The organism is Acinetobacter sp. AHP123, assembly GCF_023757925.1.
GTDB classification, from domain to species: domain Bacteria; phylum Pseudomonadota; class Gammaproteobacteria; order Pseudomonadales; family Moraxellaceae; genus Acinetobacter; species Acinetobacter oleivorans.
The window spans coordinates 1,635,231-1,651,486 of the sequence record NZ_CP092454.1; the positions used below are offsets into that span (position 1 = coordinate 1,635,231).

The 16,256-nt window shown below is 38.3% G+C and carries 16 protein-coding genes and 1 pseudogene; 9 read left to right on the forward strand and 8 right to left on the reverse strand.

Annotated elements, in window-relative coordinates; genetic code table 11:
* On the forward strand, nucleotides 1–609 hold the full coding sequence (gene wrbA / locus MJX77_RS07855; protein ID WP_252061118.1) for an NAD(P)H:quinone oxidoreductase: 609 nt from the start codon (nucleotides 1–3) through the stop codon (nucleotides 607–609).
* Between the two features lie 47 nt (nucleotides 610–656).
* Here the strand turns inward: wrbA and MJX77_RS07860 are convergent, their stop codons facing one another.
* From MJX77_RS07860 to MJX77_RS07870, 3 genes are all read right to left on the reverse strand, one after another.
* Nucleotides 657–1,232 carry a xanthine phosphoribosyltransferase gene (locus MJX77_RS07860; protein WP_252061120.1) on the reverse strand — a complete coding sequence of 192 codons (576 nt, stop codon included), beginning with the start codon at nucleotides 1,230–1,232 and terminating at the stop codon, nucleotides 657–659.
* A 71-nt stretch (nucleotides 1,233–1,303) separates the two neighbouring features.
* The gene (locus MJX77_RS07865) at nucleotides 1,304–2,017 is read right to left on the reverse strand and encodes a DUF3108 domain-containing protein (RefSeq protein ID WP_252061121.1); all 714 of its coding nucleotides are present in this window, start codon (nucleotides 2,015–2,017) and stop codon (nucleotides 1,304–1,306) included.
* A 158-nt stretch (nucleotides 2,018–2,175) separates the two neighbouring features.
* Nucleotides 2,176–2,847, reverse strand: a complete 672-nt coding sequence (locus MJX77_RS07870; protein ID WP_004789576.1) for a hypothetical protein — start codon at nucleotides 2,845–2,847, stop codon at nucleotides 2,176–2,178.
* Between the two features lie 232 nt (nucleotides 2,848–3,079).
* On the opposite strand from MJX77_RS07870, the gene MJX77_RS07875 reads away from it, so the two are divergent.
* The gene (locus MJX77_RS07875; RefSeq protein WP_252061122.1) at nucleotides 3,080–3,964 is read left to right on the forward strand and encodes an energy transducer TonB; all 885 of its coding nucleotides are present in this window, start codon (nucleotides 3,080–3,082) and stop codon (nucleotides 3,962–3,964) included.
* Between the two features lie 100 nt (nucleotides 3,965–4,064).
* Here the strand turns inward: MJX77_RS07875 and ybeY are convergent, their stop codons facing one another.
* The 3 genes from ybeY to miaB are packed head-to-tail and all read right to left on the reverse strand — an operon-like array spanning nucleotide 4,065 to nucleotide 7,134.
* A complete protein-coding gene (gene ybeY, locus MJX77_RS07880; RefSeq protein WP_004789571.1) occupies nucleotides 4,065–4,547 on the reverse strand; it encodes an rRNA maturation RNase YbeY in 483 nt (160 codons plus the stop codon).
* Between the two features lie 9 nt (nucleotides 4,548–4,556).
* Nucleotides 4,557–5,645 (reverse strand): PhoH family protein, encoded by a 1,089-nt coding sequence (locus MJX77_RS07885; RefSeq protein ID WP_004789570.1) that lies wholly within the window; start codon nucleotides 5,643–5,645, stop codon nucleotides 4,557–4,559.
* 37 nt (nucleotides 5,646–5,682) lie between these two features.
* Nucleotides 5,683–7,134 carry a tRNA (N6-isopentenyl adenosine(37)-C2)-methylthiotransferase MiaB gene (gene miaB, locus MJX77_RS07890; RefSeq protein WP_005301343.1) on the reverse strand — a complete coding sequence of 484 codons (1,452 nt, stop codon included), beginning with the start codon at nucleotides 7,132–7,134 and terminating at the stop codon, nucleotides 5,683–5,685.
* A gap of 287 nt (nucleotides 7,135–7,421) precedes the next feature.
* On the opposite strand from miaB, the gene MJX77_RS07895 reads away from it, so the two are divergent.
* The 4 genes from MJX77_RS07895 (at nucleotide 7,422) to MJX77_RS07910 (ending at nucleotide 11,704) form a co-directional block, all read left to right on the forward strand.
* A complete protein-coding gene (locus MJX77_RS07895; protein ID WP_107882056.1) occupies nucleotides 7,422–9,365 on the forward strand; it encodes a lytic transglycosylase domain-containing protein in 1,944 nt (647 codons plus the stop codon).
* Nucleotides 9,366–9,421: 56 nt separating this feature from the next.
* A complete protein-coding gene (locus tag MJX77_RS07900; RefSeq protein ID WP_004789563.1) occupies nucleotides 9,422–10,084 on the forward strand; it encodes a ribonuclease T2 family protein in 663 nt (220 codons plus the stop codon).
* Nucleotides 10,085–10,295: 211 nt separating this feature from the next.
* On the forward strand, nucleotides 10,296–11,282 hold the full coding sequence (locus tag MJX77_RS07905; protein ID WP_003653591.1) for a malate dehydrogenase: 987 nt from the start codon (nucleotides 10,296–10,298) through the stop codon (nucleotides 11,280–11,282).
* A 176-nt stretch (nucleotides 11,283–11,458) separates the two neighbouring features.
* Complete coding sequence (locus MJX77_RS07910; protein ID WP_002119522.1) at nucleotides 11,459–11,704, forward strand: DUF2789 family protein; 246 nt, start codon at nucleotides 11,459–11,461, stop codon at nucleotides 11,702–11,704.
* Between the two features lie 63 nt (nucleotides 11,705–11,767).
* Here the strand turns inward: MJX77_RS07910 and MJX77_RS07915 are convergent, their stop codons facing one another.
* Nucleotides 11,768–12,295 (reverse strand): hypothetical protein, encoded by a 528-nt coding sequence (locus tag MJX77_RS07915; RefSeq protein WP_005301348.1) that lies wholly within the window; start codon nucleotides 12,293–12,295, stop codon nucleotides 11,768–11,770.
* 67 nt (nucleotides 12,296–12,362) lie between these two features.
* Entirely contained in the window at nucleotides 12,363–12,968 is a 606-nt protein-coding gene (locus tag MJX77_RS07920; protein WP_004789561.1) for a 2OG-Fe(II) oxygenase, read from the reverse strand.
* A 117-nt stretch (nucleotides 12,969–13,085) separates the two neighbouring features.
* Between MJX77_RS07920 and MJX77_RS07925 the strand changes: the two genes are divergently transcribed.
* From MJX77_RS07925 to MJX77_RS07935, 3 genes and pseudogenes are all read left to right on the forward strand, one after another.
* Nucleotides 13,086–13,943 carry a 23S rRNA (adenine(2030)-N(6))-methyltransferase RlmJ gene (locus MJX77_RS07925; protein ID WP_004789560.1) on the forward strand — a complete coding sequence of 286 codons (858 nt, stop codon included), beginning with the start codon at nucleotides 13,086–13,088 and terminating at the stop codon, nucleotides 13,941–13,943.
* A gap of 41 nt (nucleotides 13,944–13,984) precedes the next feature.
* Nucleotides 13,985–14,818 (forward strand): CDP-diacylglycerol--serine O-phosphatidyltransferase, encoded by an 834-nt coding sequence (pssA, locus tag MJX77_RS07930; protein WP_004789558.1) that lies wholly within the window; start codon nucleotides 13,985–13,987, stop codon nucleotides 14,816–14,818.
* Nucleotides 14,819–14,835: 17 nt separating this feature from the next.
* Nucleotides 14,836–15,913 (forward strand): annotated as a pseudogene (locus MJX77_RS07935) (DUF6670 family protein).
* The last annotated feature ends 343 nt before the right edge of the window (nucleotides 15,914–16,256 follow it).

Genomic DNA, 16,256 nt, shown 5'->3' on the forward strand with positions numbered 1-16,256 from the left:
ATGAAACCGATGCAACCTTACATTCTTGTACTCTATTACAGTAAATATGGTTCTACTAAAGAAATGGCGCATTTAATTGCCAATGGTGTTGAGTCTGCGGGTATGTCAGTGAAAATTCGGACAGTGCCAAATATTGCTCCGGTCATCACGGTAGCTGAACCAAGTATTCCAGCAGAAGGCGATATCTACTGTACGTTAGATGATCTAGCGAATTGTGCGGGTCTGGCGTTAGGTTCCCCAACTCGCTTCGGTAATATGGCAAGCGAAATGAAATATTTTTGGGACCAAACGACGAGTCTTTGGCTCAATGGAGCATTACATAATAAACCTGCTTGTGTTTTTACTTCTTCTGGATCAATGCATGGTGGGCAGGAGAGTACTTTACTCACGATGTTGCCGCTGTTATTTCATCACGGGATGATGATTCTGGGATTACCAAATGCAATTCCAGCTTTATCTAACACTAAAACAGGTGGAACACCGTATGGGGCAAGTCATGTAAGCGGACCCCGCCATGACCAGAGCTTAAGTCAGGATGAAAAGATTTTGTGTGAAGCTCAAGGTAAGCGTTTGGGTGAAGTTGTTAAAAAGCTGGTGGTTTCTCTTTAAACAGCCAAAAAAAAGAGCGGATATCCGCTCTTTTTTATTTGCACAATTTATTCTTTTACAAAAGTAACTTTACCATCTGTAAGAGAAAGAACACGTGCTAATGACTCAACTCGATAGCCTTTTTCAAGCAATAAATCACGGCCCGGTTGGAATGATTTTTCAATCACGATACCAACTCCCACAACTTCTGCATTTGCTTGGTGAATTAAATCAATTAGTCCTAATGCTGCTTGGCCATTCGCCAAGAAGTCATCAATAACTAATGCTTTATCAGTTGAATGAAGGTGTTTGTTTGAAATCGCAATCGTGTTTTCAGTTTGTTTAGTAAAACTAAATACTTTAGAGCGATATAAGTCATCTTTTAACGTCAATGACTGATATTTACGAGCGAAAATTACAGGTACACCAAGTTCCAAACCTGCCATGATTGCAGGTGCAATACCTGATGCTTCAATGGTAATAATCTTGGTAATCCCTGCATCTTTAAAGCGAGCGGCAAATTCTTTACCAATCTGCTGCATTAATACAGGATCAATTTGGTGGTTTAAGAAAGCGTCGACTTTCAAGACTTGATCAGATAGAACGATACCTTCTGTTAAGATTTTCTGTTCTAGTGCGTGCACGGGAGAATCCTCTAGACGGATGCTTTTAAAGCAAATGCGTATTTTAAAAAGCATCCGAAAAAATGCAAGCTTTAATTCGTTTTACCTGTATAACTTGTTAATAACAGGCCATAAGAAGTTTTACCATCAACATGGCTGACTTTAACTGGTAAGTAGTCCAATTTAGGTGCTAACCAGAAAATAGTATTACGGTCTGGTTTACCATGTTCTAAAACAACTTTTACGGTATCAAATGTGCCATAAGAAGTTTTAATTTTCTCATTGCCTTGTTTTACAAAACGACGATTTTCAACTTCTTTTGCATCGGCAAGAGGGTATGAAGTTTTAAGTGAACCATTTTTTAAATCTTCACGCACTTGTAATTCTGCATTTAACTCATCAAGCACACCAGCCTGCCAAGCAAATGAACGAGCTTTATCATCTTTCTTGGTAGAAATAGTTTTGCTGTTTGGATTGAAGTTAATATTCATGGTGTTGTTATGAATCAAAATTTTGCTGGTACGGCTAAAACTTTGAGATCCAATTTTACCATTAGCAAAACTAAATTTACTTGTTTCACTTGCAGAAGCAATTCCACCTGCTTTTGCCGTGAAATTATAAGTCCAATTATTACCTTGCTGGCTTAAGGTACGTGTAGCCGAACCCATACCTTTATTATTATAAGTGAACTGATAATTTGCCTGAAATGGGCTCATGGCAAGTGCATGGCTTGAGAAACCTGCAAAAAGCAAAGTTGTTGAAATACCTGTTGCGATGCTAAACGATTTCAGAAATTTTGTTGCCATAAGTAAATATCCTTGTACAGACTGAAAAGTCAGTGCTGATGCATCTATAACTTAAACATATTATGCCTGTTGATCATGGAGAAAAAATCAGGATTTATGCTAAATGTGTAATCTATTTGTGTTTTTTGGCAGTTAATTCATTTTTATTCATCACAGCGCTATACATCTTTTTGCTGGATTGGTGTGATTTCAGAATCTTCTAATTCATCTTCAAAATCATCGTCCTGATCACGGTAAAGTAATGCTGCTAAATTCACATTTCCAAATACAACTAGCTCAGCCTCACGAACTCGTGCGTAATTTACATGTACTTTACTTAATGTCTCGATAATACTGGCTTTTTTACCAAACCAGCGATTGAGATCAAGGAATATCAGTTCATCACGTTCTTCTGCTACATTAAAACGTTCCAGAATCATTCCTAAAGGATCTTTTTTCAAAATTTTATGGTAGTAAAAAACCGCGGCTTTTACGGCAATCTTCTGCCAAAAGTTTTTATATTTCGCTTCAATAATTTGTGTATTACTAATTTGTTCAAAAACTAAAAGCTGTTGTTCTTGATTAAATTCCATCTGAATTAGTTTTAAATCAACAGATAGTGTTGTCTCTAGGCCTTTTACATGCATGGTTGCATATAATCTTAACCAGTCATGATAAAGATCAGCGTGGAGGTCATCTAGAAATTCAACATTATTGGTGACATAACGTTGTAAAGTCGCATTCAGAAAGGTTTGTGATAACGTAAAATCTCTTTCTTCTTCAATGAATGCTTCTGCTTTTTGGTAGACCTTTTTAAGGCGTCTGACTAATGAGGAAAATAGCGTTTGCATAAAAGAACTTCCAGAAGATAATTTACTTAAGAACCAACACAATCTTTATTATGATAAAAAACGAGTTTTGATATTGCAGTGTAACAAATTTAATTGATACATTTTGACAAAATGAAAATGGATAAAACTCTATATTTGAAGTGAATCACACTTTTATCCAGATTTGAATATCAGTTTATATTTTATTCGGTATTAAACCGTGGGGATAAGGCATTTATATGCTTTTAAGATTATGTTGAACAAAAGAAGTCTATCCATAGAGCCTTTTTACCATTGGTGGCAAGACCGAGTCTTTATTGCTGCAACAATATTGGCAATCTTACTGCATGTTTTTGTGTTGCTCATCCACTTTGCCATACCTAGCCCGTCAGAGCAATCTACTAAAGAAATTGCAATTTCAATTCGATCAAGCAATGAGCCAGTTCAGCAGGCAGACTTTTTAGCACAAGCGGACCAGCAAGGTTCGGGCACATTTCGAGAAGCTCACCGTACCTCTAGTGATACTCCAAATCCGATGCCTAATGATGCTTCAACTGGAAATGCAGAGTTAGAAAGTTTACAAAAGGTTCAGCAGCAAAGAGAGCTTAAATTTGAAGAAAAAGTATTAATGACTGTTTTGAGTTGGCAAAAACAAGCTGATGCGAGTCAAAGGAAAAAAGAACTAGAACAATTACAAAGTCAATTTCAGGCAAAAGCTGCGATGGTTGCGAGTCTTGAAGCACAATATTTACAACGTAGACAAGATTTTAGTCGGCAACAAAAAATCAAAACAGTAGATGGAATTCAAGCGAAGAAAGATGCTTCGGCTGCTTATTTAGATAAGTTCCGTGAAAAAGTAGAGTTGTATGGTAATCGCTATTATCCAGAAGAAGCCAAACAACAACAGCTAAGAGGCGAAGTCCGTTTAATGGTGATTTTGAATGCCCAAGGCGGAATACGTGCAATTCGATTACTTGAAAGCTCAGGGCACTCAATATTAGATGAAGCAGCTAAGTCTTCAGTACGTCGCGGCGCACCATTTGGACATTTCGATGCCAATATGAAAGATATTTCTGAATTACGTATTGTACGTACGTGGCGTTTCGATCCGGCTCAAGCAGAATTTGAAGTACATTAATAAAAAATGTGGATAAGTTTTAGCTTATCCACATTGATTTTAATTAACCAGAAAAAAACTATCTGAAGACGGATTATGTTTTTCTTCTAATTAATAATGATTAAATCTGTTCTTGGTAAGGATTTTCGATATTCAGCTTTGCTAGAATTTCGACTTCAATCCCTTCCATTTCCTCTGCATCTTCATCACTGGTTTCATGGTCATAGCCAAGCAAATGTAAAACACCATGTACCAAGAGATGTGCAAAATGGTTTTGGGCAGTTTTTTTCTGTTCTAATGCTTCTTGTAATACCACTGGAATACAAATAACTAAATCACCTAGAGGTAGGGCATCTAGCATTGGTAAAACTTCTTCAGGAATATCACTTGGAAATGATAAAACATTAGTTGGTTTATCTTTCTCTCGATATTGCAGATTAAGTTGTTGGCTTTCTGCTAAATCGACACAAGCAACGCCAATTTCACAATCTTCTTTATAGCCAACGTGGCGTAAAGTTGTCTCAATAATTTTTTTGAGTTGAGCTCGTTTGAGCTCTAACTCAGGTGATTGAAAGTCTTGTTGTAAACTTAAACTGATTTTCAAAATAAATCCTTAAGCATCCTGATGTTGCAAGTCTGCTGCTGTATCGTTTTCAGCAACTAATGCCTCTTGACGTGCTTTGCGTTCAGCACGTGCTTCAGCATTAAGACGCTGTTGTTCACCATCCCATCCTTCATACGCTTCAACGATTTTTTGAACCAGTTGGTGACGTACAACGTCACGGGAATGGAAACGGGTAATATGAATTTCTGTAATATTTTCGAGTACGCGAAGTGCGTGTGCCAAACCAGATTGTTGACCTCGAGGTAAATCTACTTGAGTAATGTCACCTGTAATCACTGCACGAGAGCCAAAACCTAAACGGGTCAAGAACATTTTCATCTGTTCTGGTGTTGTGTTCTGAGCTTCATCCAAAATGACAAATGAATGGTTAAGTGTACGACCACGCATATATGCAAGAGGCGCAACCTCAATGACTTGACGCTCAATTAGCTTGGCAACTTTTTCAAAGCCAAGCATTTCGTAAAGGGCATCGTAAAGAGGACGTAAATAGGGGTCAATTTTCTGGGTTAAATCACCGGGTAAGAAACCCAGCTTTTCTCCAGCTTCTACAGCAGGACGTACAAGTAAAATCCGTTGGATTTCGTTACGTTCCAGCATGTCTACGGCGGCAGCAACTGCTAAATAGGTTTTACCTGTACCAGCAGGGCCTACACCAAAAGAAATATCGCTTTGTAAAATACGTTGTACATAACGTTTTTGATTGGCACCACGTGGATTAATGCGGCCTTTTCGGGTCTGGAAATAGACATCAAGCGGCGCATCGTGTTCATCCATTTCGTCACCAACCAACTCAAAATTGCGTTCAGTTTGTGACGATTGAATGAGGAGATGTAATAGATCAGCACTGATTTGCTGGGATACCTCAGACTCTTCGTAGAGTCGTTGCAATAATGCTTCGGCTCTCCCAACAGCATCTATTTCACCATCTATGTGAAAAACATCTCCACGATGAGTAATTTTGACATCTAAACGCTGTTCAATTTGCTTCAGGTGCCCATTATAGGCACCTAGAATGCTCTTTAAACGTTCCATTGAAATTTCAGGAAATGTTACGGTACGTCGAATTGCTGCAGTCAAGAGAAAACCTTTCAGTAGACTTTAGAATACCTCTACATTACGCCACGTCAGGTTCAAGATTCAAGAGCTCACCGTAAACAAAATTTAAAGTTTTAATTTCAGTAATCTCGATCTCTGCAAAACGACCAACCCAAGTTGCATCACCAACGAAAGTGACTAGACGTGTATTGTCAGCAGTACCAATTAAAATATTAGGGTCTTGATCAGATACTTTTTCAATAAGTACACGTTCAATTTTACCTAACATGGCATCTGTTTTTTCAATACTAGACTGTTTAATGACTTTCTGAACTTGAGCTAAACGCTCTTTTTTAACTTGCTCAGGTGTGGTGTCTGGCAAGTCCGATGCAGGTGTACCTGGGCGTTTCGAATAAACAAAACTATATGAGTGATCGAAATCTAAATCTTTGATAAATTGCAATGTTTCTGCAAAATTTTCATCAGTTTCACCAGGGAAGCCAATAATAAAATCACTTGATAAATGCATGTCTGGACGAATTTTACGTAGCTTCGCAATTTTATCGATATAAACATCAATCGTATGATTTCGCTTCATTGCCTGTAAAACGTCATTCGAACCACTTTGAACAGGCAAGTGTAAATGTGACACCATTTGAGGTAAATCTTCATAACACTGAATTAGCTCATCAGAGAACTCAAGTGGGTGCGATGTTGTATAACGTAAGCGTCCAATACCCGGAATTTCTGCAACGAGTCGTAACAATTCAGGGAAGGTACAGATGCCACCTTCGAAGGTTTCACCACGGTAACCATTTACATTTTGACCAAGAAGTGAAATTTCACGGACACCTTTTTCAGCAAGGCCTGCAATTTCTGCAAGTACATCGTCTAAAGGTCGAGAAACTTCTTCACCGCGTGTATATGGAACTACACAGAAAGAGCAGTATTTAGAACAGCCTTCCATAATAGAAACAAATGCTTTAAAGCCTTCTACGCGTGGTTCTGGTAAAAAGTCGAACTTTTCAATATCTGGGAAAGAAATATCAACGAGTTTGATTTTGTCTTTTTTAGGTTTTTCTACTTGAGCATTATGTTGATCAAGCATTTGTGGTAAACGGTGTAATGTTTGAGGGCCAAAAATCATGTCTACATAAGGCGCACGTTTTTGAATATTGTCACCTTCTTGAGAGGCAACACACCCACCGACACCAATCACAAGATCTGGATTTTTGTCTTTTAGTTTGCGCCAGCGCCCTAATTCACTAAATACTTTTTCTTGTGCTTTTTCGCGAATAGAACATGTATTCATGAGCAGGATGTCTGCTTCATTAGGGTTGCTCGTTAAAATGTAACCGTGAGAGTCCCCTAAAAGGTCTGCCATACGGTGACTGTCATACTCATTCATCTGACACCCTTGAGTTTCAATATAAAGTTTTTTTATTGAAACATCAGTGGTGTGCGTTGGCTGGGTAACAGTGTTTTCTGAGGCAGCTTTGGCACCATTGGGAATGAAGGTTTGAACCGTCATGCAGGCTCCTAACAGATCGATCTAAAAAAGAATAAATTTGCCCAAAATGGGTCAAACCATTCATTATAGCAGTATTTGGACCGAACCGATAACAGTAAACCTTTAGAAGGTGACACGGTTTTTTTGAAGTAAATTATGTGAATTTTAATGATGTTGAATCATAGAGTTACATAACACAACAAAAGAAAGCACGAAGACTAATTAAACTATGCTTTGAAGGTGAATAGTCAGGGTTTAACACATTTATGAGACCAAGTAGAAAGAGCTCATCAATCCATAGTCGTGTAATGAAAAATAAATATATGCATCGTAGCTGGTTAGGAGCTATGTGTTTACTTGGTTGTTCATTTACCTATGCTGCCGAAGAGCAGTTCAATGATGCGTTAAATGCTGCAAATAGTGGCAATACCGCGTTATTAGACCAATATCAGCTTGCTATGCAAAATGATGTATTGGGGTACTATCCAGAATATTGGAAACTTAATACCAATCTTGGCTTTCAACCTTCAGCTTCGATTGTAAGTTTTGCTCAACGTTATCCTCAGTCAGCAATGGCTGAGAAATTGGCAGCCGATTATGTTGAAGAAAAAGTTAAACAAGCTGACTTCGCATCTGCACAACCTTTACTATCTTATGTCACCAATCCAGATCAAGCCGAAAACTGTGCATTGGCACAGGTGAGAGCCAAAACTGGTGATGCATTAGTTTTTGCTGAATATAAAGATGTATGGTTAGCCACCGAATCGCAACCTGAATCATGTGTGGGTTTGGGACGCTTGATGTTATCTAGCCCATTAATGAGTCAGCAAGATAAGCAACAGCGCCTTTGGGTGCAGTTACGTTCTGGTTTAACAGGGCAGGCCCTTGCTACGGCGCAGACTTTAGGTATGAATCTGTCTTTGGCTCAGCTTAACCAAATTCAGGCTAACCCACTCAATTATTTGTGGAGTGCGCCTAAAACAAATGATACGGACTATGCTTATTTGATTTTTGCATTAGGTCGTTTGGCTAATAATGACTTACCTAATGCTTTTTCGAACGTACAACGTGTCGCTCAAGGTACACCAGAGAATATACAAAAGTATTTATATAGAACGGTTGCTTATATTGGTGGCACCACGGTCATGAAAAATAATTTCAATCGTGAAGTTCTTCAATATTTTGATGCAAGTTACGGTTACCCTCTAAGCCCTGAAGAAGCTGAAATTTATGCGCGTCAGGCAATTCGATTTGGTGCGTGGGAAAGTTTAATTCGTGCTATTGATGCTATGAGCGTGACACAAAAACAAGAAGATCGCTGGCAATATTGGCTTGCTCGTGCAACAGAGCAGCGCAATGACAGTAATTCAAAAAATACTGCGCAACGTATTTATAAGAAGTTAGCTGAAAGTGGCGATGACTATCACAACCTTTTAGCTAAAGATCGTTTGGGTGAACGTTATAATCACCAACCTTATGATGATCAGCCAACAGCAAGTGATTTAAGACGTTTAGATCAGAATGTTCACTTTAATCGTGCTTTTACTTTAAGACGTATTAATGCAAATCCAACTTATACCAATCGAGAATGGAACTGGGCAGTTCGACAAGCTTATCTTCAACATGATGATGGTGTGTTGTTAGCTGCTGCAAAGCGTGCTCATGATATGGGATGGTATGACCGTGCGATTTACGCAGCAGATCGTACAACAAATAAACATAATGATACGTATCGCTATGTGACACCCCATAAGACTAATGTCGTAAGTCATAGTTACAATGCAGGAATTGATCCAGCGTGGGCTTATGGTTTAATGCGACAAGAAAGCCGATTTGTTACCTCCGCACGTTCTCACGTTGGAGCGGGTGGACTTATGCAAATTATGCCCGATACGGCAAAGTTGATTGCACGTCAAATGGGCGAAACCTATAATCCAGCGGCATTAAATGAAATGAATACCAATATTCGATATGGTACATTTTATCTGTCGATGATTCAGGGACAATTAAGCAATAATCCAGTTTTGGCAACGGCAGGTTATAATGCTGGACCTAATCGGGCAAGACGTTGGCAACCGGACTTTCAATCAATTTCGGCTGACCAATATACAGAGACAATTCCATTGTTAGAAACCAGAGACTATGTCAAGCATGTTATGACGAATGCAACACATTATGGTGTGATATTGGGGCAAGGGGCTCAATCATTATCACAACGTATGAAAGTCATTCCAATGCGTACATCGCCTTAAGTTTAGGTGGTTGATGATGGATCTTCTTTTAATTGGCATATTCAAGTTTTAATTAAATGAAATATAGATATTTGGAACTTCGTTCAATTTTGCAACTTGCATGGTGGCTTATCTGTGCAGGGGTAGGATTGATGAGTTCCGTTTTGCATGCCGAACCTGTTAATTTACAGGGATATGTGATGCACGTACAAATGACACCTGCCGCATGTGCGTTAGATCCTTCTAAACAAAAACAACGTAAATGTCTTGAAGGATATTCACTGACAATTACAGGCCTTATGCCAGAAACAAATCAGACTGATTGTTCAACAGAAAGTTCGGCAGCTCTTTCCCCATTGCAAGCCAAAGTCGTAGCTCGGGTCATGCCTGACAATAATGCGCGTGTACAGCTTTGGAAAAGTGTAGGGGGATGCGTTCCTATGAATGCAAGTCAATATTTCCGGACAGTCATTAACTTTGCTGAACGTTTAAAAATTCCAGCTAGTCTTACCAGTTCGACAAATGTTGAAATTCAACAGTCGGCTTTAAAACAGCAATTTACTCGTCTTAATCCGAGCTTGCCGCAAAATGGTATTCGCTTGACTTGTCAGTTATCACGTTCAGATGTTGTTTTAACGGAAGTGAAGGTGTGTTACACGGTAAAAGGCCAATATAAACAATGTGCAAATCATGTGGTATCGAATTGCCCTGGTGAAATTACGATTAAAGGTAGTTACTAAAGGTAACTATCATTTCGTAAAAAAATGCTGACCATACATTGAATCTATTTGTAAAGATTAATTTGTATTTTCTATCAGACTTTTGGTGAAAATGAGTCGCTTTTACATGCATCTGCCACATCTTTAGAGTACAATCTTTGCCGTTTATGATGATTTGGTTAGATGGAATTCCTATTTAGCCCGATTAAGGACATTCATTGGAGACAATTACATGAAGCAACCCGTTCGTGTTGCCGTGACTGGCGCTGCAGGTCAAATTGGTTACAGCTTATTATTCCGTATCGCAAGCGGTGAAATGTTAGGTAAAGATCAACCTGTTATTTTACAATTGCTTGAAGTTCCAGTTGAAAAAGCTCAACAAGCGCTTAAAGGCGTAATGATGGAACTTGATGACTGTGCTTTCCCTTTATTGGCTGGCATGATCGGGACTGATGATCCGAAAGTTGCATTTAAAGATGCTGACTACGCTTTATTGGTAGGTTCTCGTCCACGTGGTCCTGGTATGGAACGTGCTGACTTGTTAAAAGTTAACGGTGAAATTTTCATCGGTCAAGGTCAAGCATTAAACGAAGTTGCTAGTCGTGACGTTAAAGTATTAGTTGTAGGTAACCCTGCAAACACTAACGCTTACATCGCTATGAACTCTGCTCCAGACCTTCCAGCGAAAAACTTTACTGCTATGTTGCGTCTTGACCACAACCGTGCGTTGACTCAAGTTGCTCAAAAAGCTGGTGTTGCAGTTGCTGATATCGAACACTTAACAGTTTGGGGCAACCACTCTCCAACAATGTATGCTGACTACCGTTTTGCAACTGCAAATGGAGAAAGCTTAAAAGACAAAATCAACGATGCAGCATGGAACAAAGATGTGTTCCTTCCAACTGTTGGTAAACGTGGTGCTGCGATTATCGAAGCACGTGGTTTGTCTTCTGCTGCTTCTGCTGCTAACGCTGCAATTGACCATATGCGCGATTGGGCACTTGGCACAAACGGCAAATGGGTAACTATGGGTATTCCATCTGACGGTTCTTATGGTATTCCAGAAGGCGTTATGTTCGGTTTCCCTGTAACAACTGAAAACGGTGAATACAAAATCGTTCAAGGTTTAGAAATCGATGAATTCAGCCGTGAGCGTATCAACTTCACTCTAAACGAGCTTGAAGAAGAACGTGCAGCAATTGCTGACATGTTGAAATAATTTATCTTTTTGATAAGTTAAAAAAAGCACTCTTTTTAGAGTGCTTTTTTATATTTAATCATTTGAAACAAAACACAAAAAACAACAAGAAAATATAAACATTATCATGCATATAAAAAGGTTTTATTGTTAGATTAGTTAATAGATGATTTAAAACAAGTTATAGGAGAATAACAATGTTTGAACAGCAACCTACTTTAGAGCTTTTATTTGATCAGCTGGGTTTAGATTCAGATGAGGCAAGCATCGAAAACTTTATCAAAACACATCAATTGCCTGCTGAACAGAAATTGCATGAAGCCTCTTTTTGGTCAAAAGGTCAAAGTGATTTTTTAAAGAGCCATTGGGAAAAAGATGATGAATGGATTGTGGTAATTGATGAACTTAATGAACAACTACACGAAGATAGTGTGAAAAAATAAACGAATAAAACAAAGGCCTGTTTTACATTCAATATATAAAACAGGCCTAATTACATTAACTGTTTAATGTGTCTTTATTTTTAATTGATCTTTATACCATGGCTCGTGACGGACAAGGTCAAATACAGGTTGGCCATGAAGTAATGCTAGATCACACGTGCTTGTTGATAAATATTTAGTTAGCCAATGGCGTGTCAATGCTGACTCTTGTCGAGCGGCTGACGCATAAGCCAAGAAGAAATATATATCAGCATGTTCATGATGTGCTAATGGCTTCAAAATTTGTTGAGTAATCAGCGCAAAACGTTTTTCTTTATTTAGTTCAAAATAAAGCATATACGCTTTGGCCAAGTGTAGAGACAAATTAAGATATAAGCTCAAAGGCATTTCTTCATATTCCATACGAGCTTGTTCAAGCAAAACAATCGCTTCTTGTAGAAAATGAAGTTGTTCTTGGCGAACACGACTTAATACGACAAGTTGCATGCGTAACTCGGCACGCTCCAAAGCAAGTTCAGGCGTATTTTCAGTCAAATAAAGTTGGTCTGTTTCACCAATTCGGTTCACAATTGTTTTACTTTCAATAGACATACGCCATTACCTTCTTTAATCAATAGCTTTTATATCGGGTTCATTTACCAAATTTAAAGAGTAACCATTAAACCCAAATCGAATTTCCGCTACGAAGCCAAGCTGTGATAGAGAGTCTTTGTTGTTTTGAAGTTAATACTTCATGTAATAAATTGCTTTGAAATATTACAAGTCGATTTGGCTCTGGATTAACGATATGCCACTTCTCATTTTTATCTTGCAGTCGTAATTGACCACCCCAATCTTCTTGCCATTCTGGATGTAAATAATAAACGGTTGAGATAATACGATCATTTTTTTGTTGAGGATTGTCTCGGTGTAAAGCATAAAACTCACCCAAACCATAACGGGCGAAATGAGCTTCCACTTCTTTAATTCCTAAATAGAATGCTTGATTTAGATTTTGTGAAAAAGAAGTTAAGGTTTCAATATGTTGCTGAGCAATAGGAAGTTGATCATTAATCCAGAGAATATGATCGCTACGGATATTACTCATCACGCCGTTTTGAATACCAGCTTCTCTAAATTCATCAATATGATGGCTACACTCATTAGCGACTTGAGCACGATATTGATCCGAATAGGCTTGATTAATAATCGCAAAGCCATGCGTATTTAAATCATCTAGAATTTGATCCAGATCCCATGAGTCCGGAAGCGGGTGAGAGAGCATATAACCTCGAGTAGATCGTAAAAATATCAAGCCGCTCTATTTTAGATGATCACAACCTTACGAAAGAATATTTTTTTCATGTTAAACTATTTGTTGAATTGAGGAATTAAAGTCAACATGAATTACCGTCACCATTTCCATGCGGGCAACTTTGCAGATGTTATGAAGCATGTGCTTTTGCTACAGCTTCTCAACCGTTTAAATGCTAAAGATAAACCTTATCGTTATATCGATACGCATGGAGGTGCAGGAAAATATGATTTATCTCTGGCACCTGCACAAAAGTCTGGAGAGTTTCTTACAGGCATTCACCGTCTAGTTCAAATATCTGAAATGGAAAAGCGTCAGGCACCTGAAGCAATCCAGCAATATTTGAAGTTGGTAGAACAGCTACGCTCTGAAGAAGGCAAAGGTAGTTATCCGGGCTCACCATGGTTTGCTTTGCAAGGCATGCGTGAAATTGATAAGGCAACAATTTTTGAAATGCAACGCGATGTATTTCAACAATTGCGACACAACATTTATGATAAACGTGCAGGTTTACATGAACGTGATGCCTACGAAGGTCTACTTGGCGTAATTCCGCCAAAAGAAAAACGTGGCTTGGTCATGATTGACCCACCTTACGAATTAGAGCGTAAAGATTTTCCGCAATTAGTTGAACTGTTACAACAAGCTCATAAGAAATGGCCAACAGGTGTTTTTGCAGTTTGGTATCCAATCAAAGACCGCGCGATGATTGAACGTTTTGAAAAGAAAATGTTTAAAACAGGAATTCGCCGTCAGTTAGTCTGCGAAATTTGTGTATGGCCAGATGACACACCTGTAGGCTTGAATGGTTGTGGTCTATTAGTGATTAATCCACCTTGGCAGTTCTCTGAACAAGCTGATCAGGCTCTACAGTGGTTATTCCCGCATCTACGCATGCAAGAAACTGGTGGTCACGCTGCTGTTCGCTGGTTAGTAGGTGAGTAACAGTTAACTTAAATCAATGCACATGTTTGGAATAGAAAATAATGACAAATGCGCCTAAACCAGAGCAAGATTTAACTCATAATGAACATTCATTTGATGGGATTACATTCGAAGTGGTTGAAGAAGAGGATAATCCGGAAGGACAAAAAGTGAAGCGCCGAGGTATTTATCTTTGGCCTAACTTAATTACGACAGCCGCTTTGTTGTCTGGTTTCTATTCCATCATTGCAAGTATGAATGGGGATTTTACCCAAGCTATTTATGCCATTTTTATAGCAGCGCTTCTAGATGGTCTAGATGGTCGAGTTGCTCGCGCGATTGGTGCACAAAGTGCTTTTGGCGAGCAATATGATTCCCTTTCTGATTTATTAGCTTTTGGTGTGGCTCCGGCAATGCTGATGTATAGCTGGAGTTTGCATGATTTAGGCCGTATTGGGTTAGCATGTTGTTTTGTTTATACAGCATGTGCAGCTTTCCGTTTAGCACGTTTCAATGTACAAATTGGTGTTGTTGATAAGCGCTATTTTATTGGGATTGCAAGTCCACTCGCTGCCATTATCATTATTTCCCTTGTTTGGGTTGCTCGCGATTATCCTTTCATTTTTGATTTACGTGATATAGCGATTAAATCCATTAATGCTGTGATTATGGTTGTTGTGGGGTTGCTCATGATTTCCAATATTAAATATTACTCTTTCAAACAAATGGACCGTAAACGCGTTCCCTTTGTAGTTATGTTGCCAGTAGTACTGATTTTTGCAGCAATCACTTATAATATTCCAATGGGCATTTTGACTGTTTCAATTCTCTATGCTCTTTCTGGTTTTGTTACGACACTATTTGCACGCAAGAGTAATGAAACAATAAAAACATAAAATAGAAGAGGTTCAGTATGCCTAAGTTGATAAGTCAAATTAATCAATTACAGCAGCTGGGCCTGAATGCTAAGGAGGGGGTTGTATATCAGCCTTCTCGCGGCTTTTTTAAAATAGTTTATCAAGGCTTAATCCTTCCAAATTTACCTGCTCCACTGCGTTACTTTAATTACATTAGTCTAGTTGGGCAGCCACGAATTCCCCTTTGTTATAACGCTCATACCATTACGACTTCGGCAATTGATACTGCAACTGTGCTTGTAAGTAATAGCCAACATAGTGTGGGACATTTAAAAACTTATTCTATTCGGCGGCAGTGCCAGTTTGACTCAGAACAATACAAGTTTGATAAAACAGACTTGATTGAGTGGAAAATCCCAAAAATCCATCTTCAGAGATTAGACCTAGAAATGGGTTGTAATCTTACTATTCATATTTCAGAAAATATCTCTAATAATTCTGCATTGCAGTGGGGTGTTTCGGACTATTGGTCAACACTATGTTTATGTGAAGGTGAAGTTTTTTATAAAGGGCAAAAGTATCAAGTTGAAGGGTTGGGGCGGTTTAGACACGCAAGAGCCCTGCATTTACCGTTCTTATCTTTATGTTTTTACACATGCCAAATTATTAATTTAAATGAAACGACTCAGCTTGCATTTTCACAAATAAGAAATCAGTGGAATATCATCTTATGTTCAAGATTAGATATTCAAGAATTTGGTAAACCTGTTGAGAGCTTTACTGAAGATGTAAATTTACATATCCATCGCGTTTATCCAAAAGTTAGAACACCGAACGGTAAAGAGATGTATTTACCCAGAGAATTTTCTTGGCAGTGTAAAAAAAATGGAAAAATTATTTTTGAACTCTATGCACAAAGCCGTGGTGACTACAAATTTGGATTGGCTGCGGGATATGTAGGAAGCTTTCAATACCAATTAAGTTGGAATGAACAATGTCTACAAGGTGAGGGGGGATATTGTGAATATATTGATTGTCGCCCACTTAGATGGCAGGAAAAGAATCAAGATGAGAAAATTTTAGATAAATTGATGCTTTTACAGCCATGTTTATATAAAAAATGATTATTTTTAGCATTTTTGATTAAAAAGCGAACTGTTGTTGCAGTAATATTAAAAAAGGGGTTGTCAAAGGAATTTAATGGTCTATAATGCACATCCATCGGCGGTGATGCAGATAAGAACTTGTTGAAAAACAGTTACTTGGAATTAAGTTGGTTACTTTAAGTGATGAATTTGATGAGAAGTTGGTTTTGAGATTAAGTTTTAAAAATATCGAAATTACCTGTTGACTTTTAAGAGATTAAGAGTAATATAGCCGACCTAGCTTGCTGGTGACGAACCAGGAAGAAGATCATTAAGAGAATTGAAGAACAACTTGTGTGGATTTTTACTGATTGATCGATCGAAATATTATC

Bases quoted from the DNA above. Each gene is read 5' to 3' on its own strand.
- MJX77_RS07875 (WP_252061122.1), top strand. From the start codon at position 3,080: ATGTTGAACAAAAGAAGTCTATCCATAGAGCCTTTTTACCATTGGTGG.
- wrbA (WP_252061118.1), top strand. From the start codon at position 1: ATGAAACCGATGCAACCTTACATTCTTGTACTCTATTACAGTAAATAT.
- MJX77_RS07870 (WP_004789576.1), bottom strand. From the start codon at position 2,847: ATGCAAACGCTATTTTCCTCATTAGTCAGACGCCTTAAAAAGGTCTAC.
- MJX77_RS07895 (WP_107882056.1), top strand. From the start codon at position 7,422: ATGAAAAATAAATATATGCATCGTAGCTGGTTAGGAGCTATGTGTTTA.
- MJX77_RS07905 (WP_003653591.1), top strand. From the start codon at position 10,296: ATGAAGCAACCCGTTCGTGTTGCCGTGACTGGCGCTGCAGGTCAAATT.
- MJX77_RS07900 (WP_004789563.1), top strand. From the start codon at position 9,422: ATGAAATATAGATATTTGGAACTTCGTTCAATTTTGCAACTTGCATGG.
- MJX77_RS07925 (WP_004789560.1), top strand. From the start codon at position 13,086: ATGAATTACCGTCACCATTTCCATGCGGGCAACTTTGCAGATGTTATG.
- miaB (WP_005301343.1), bottom strand. From the start codon at position 7,134: ATGACGGTTCAAACCTTCATTCCCAATGGTGCCAAAGCTGCCTCAGAA.
- MJX77_RS07915 (WP_005301348.1), bottom strand. From the start codon at position 12,295: ATGTCTATTGAAAGTAAAACAATTGTGAACCGAATTGGTGAAACAGAC.
- pssA (WP_004789558.1), top strand. From the start codon at position 13,985: ATGACAAATGCGCCTAAACCAGAGCAAGATTTAACTCATAATGAACAT.
- MJX77_RS07910 (WP_002119522.1), top strand. From the start codon at position 11,459: ATGTTTGAACAGCAACCTACTTTAGAGCTTTTATTTGATCAGCTGGGT.
- MJX77_RS07865 (WP_252061121.1), bottom strand. From the start codon at position 2,017: ATGGCAACAAAATTTCTGAAATCGTTTAGCATCGCAACAGGTATTTCA.
- MJX77_RS07920 (WP_004789561.1), bottom strand. From the start codon at position 12,968: ATGCTCTCTCACCCGCTTCCGGACTCATGGGATCTGGATCAAATTCTA.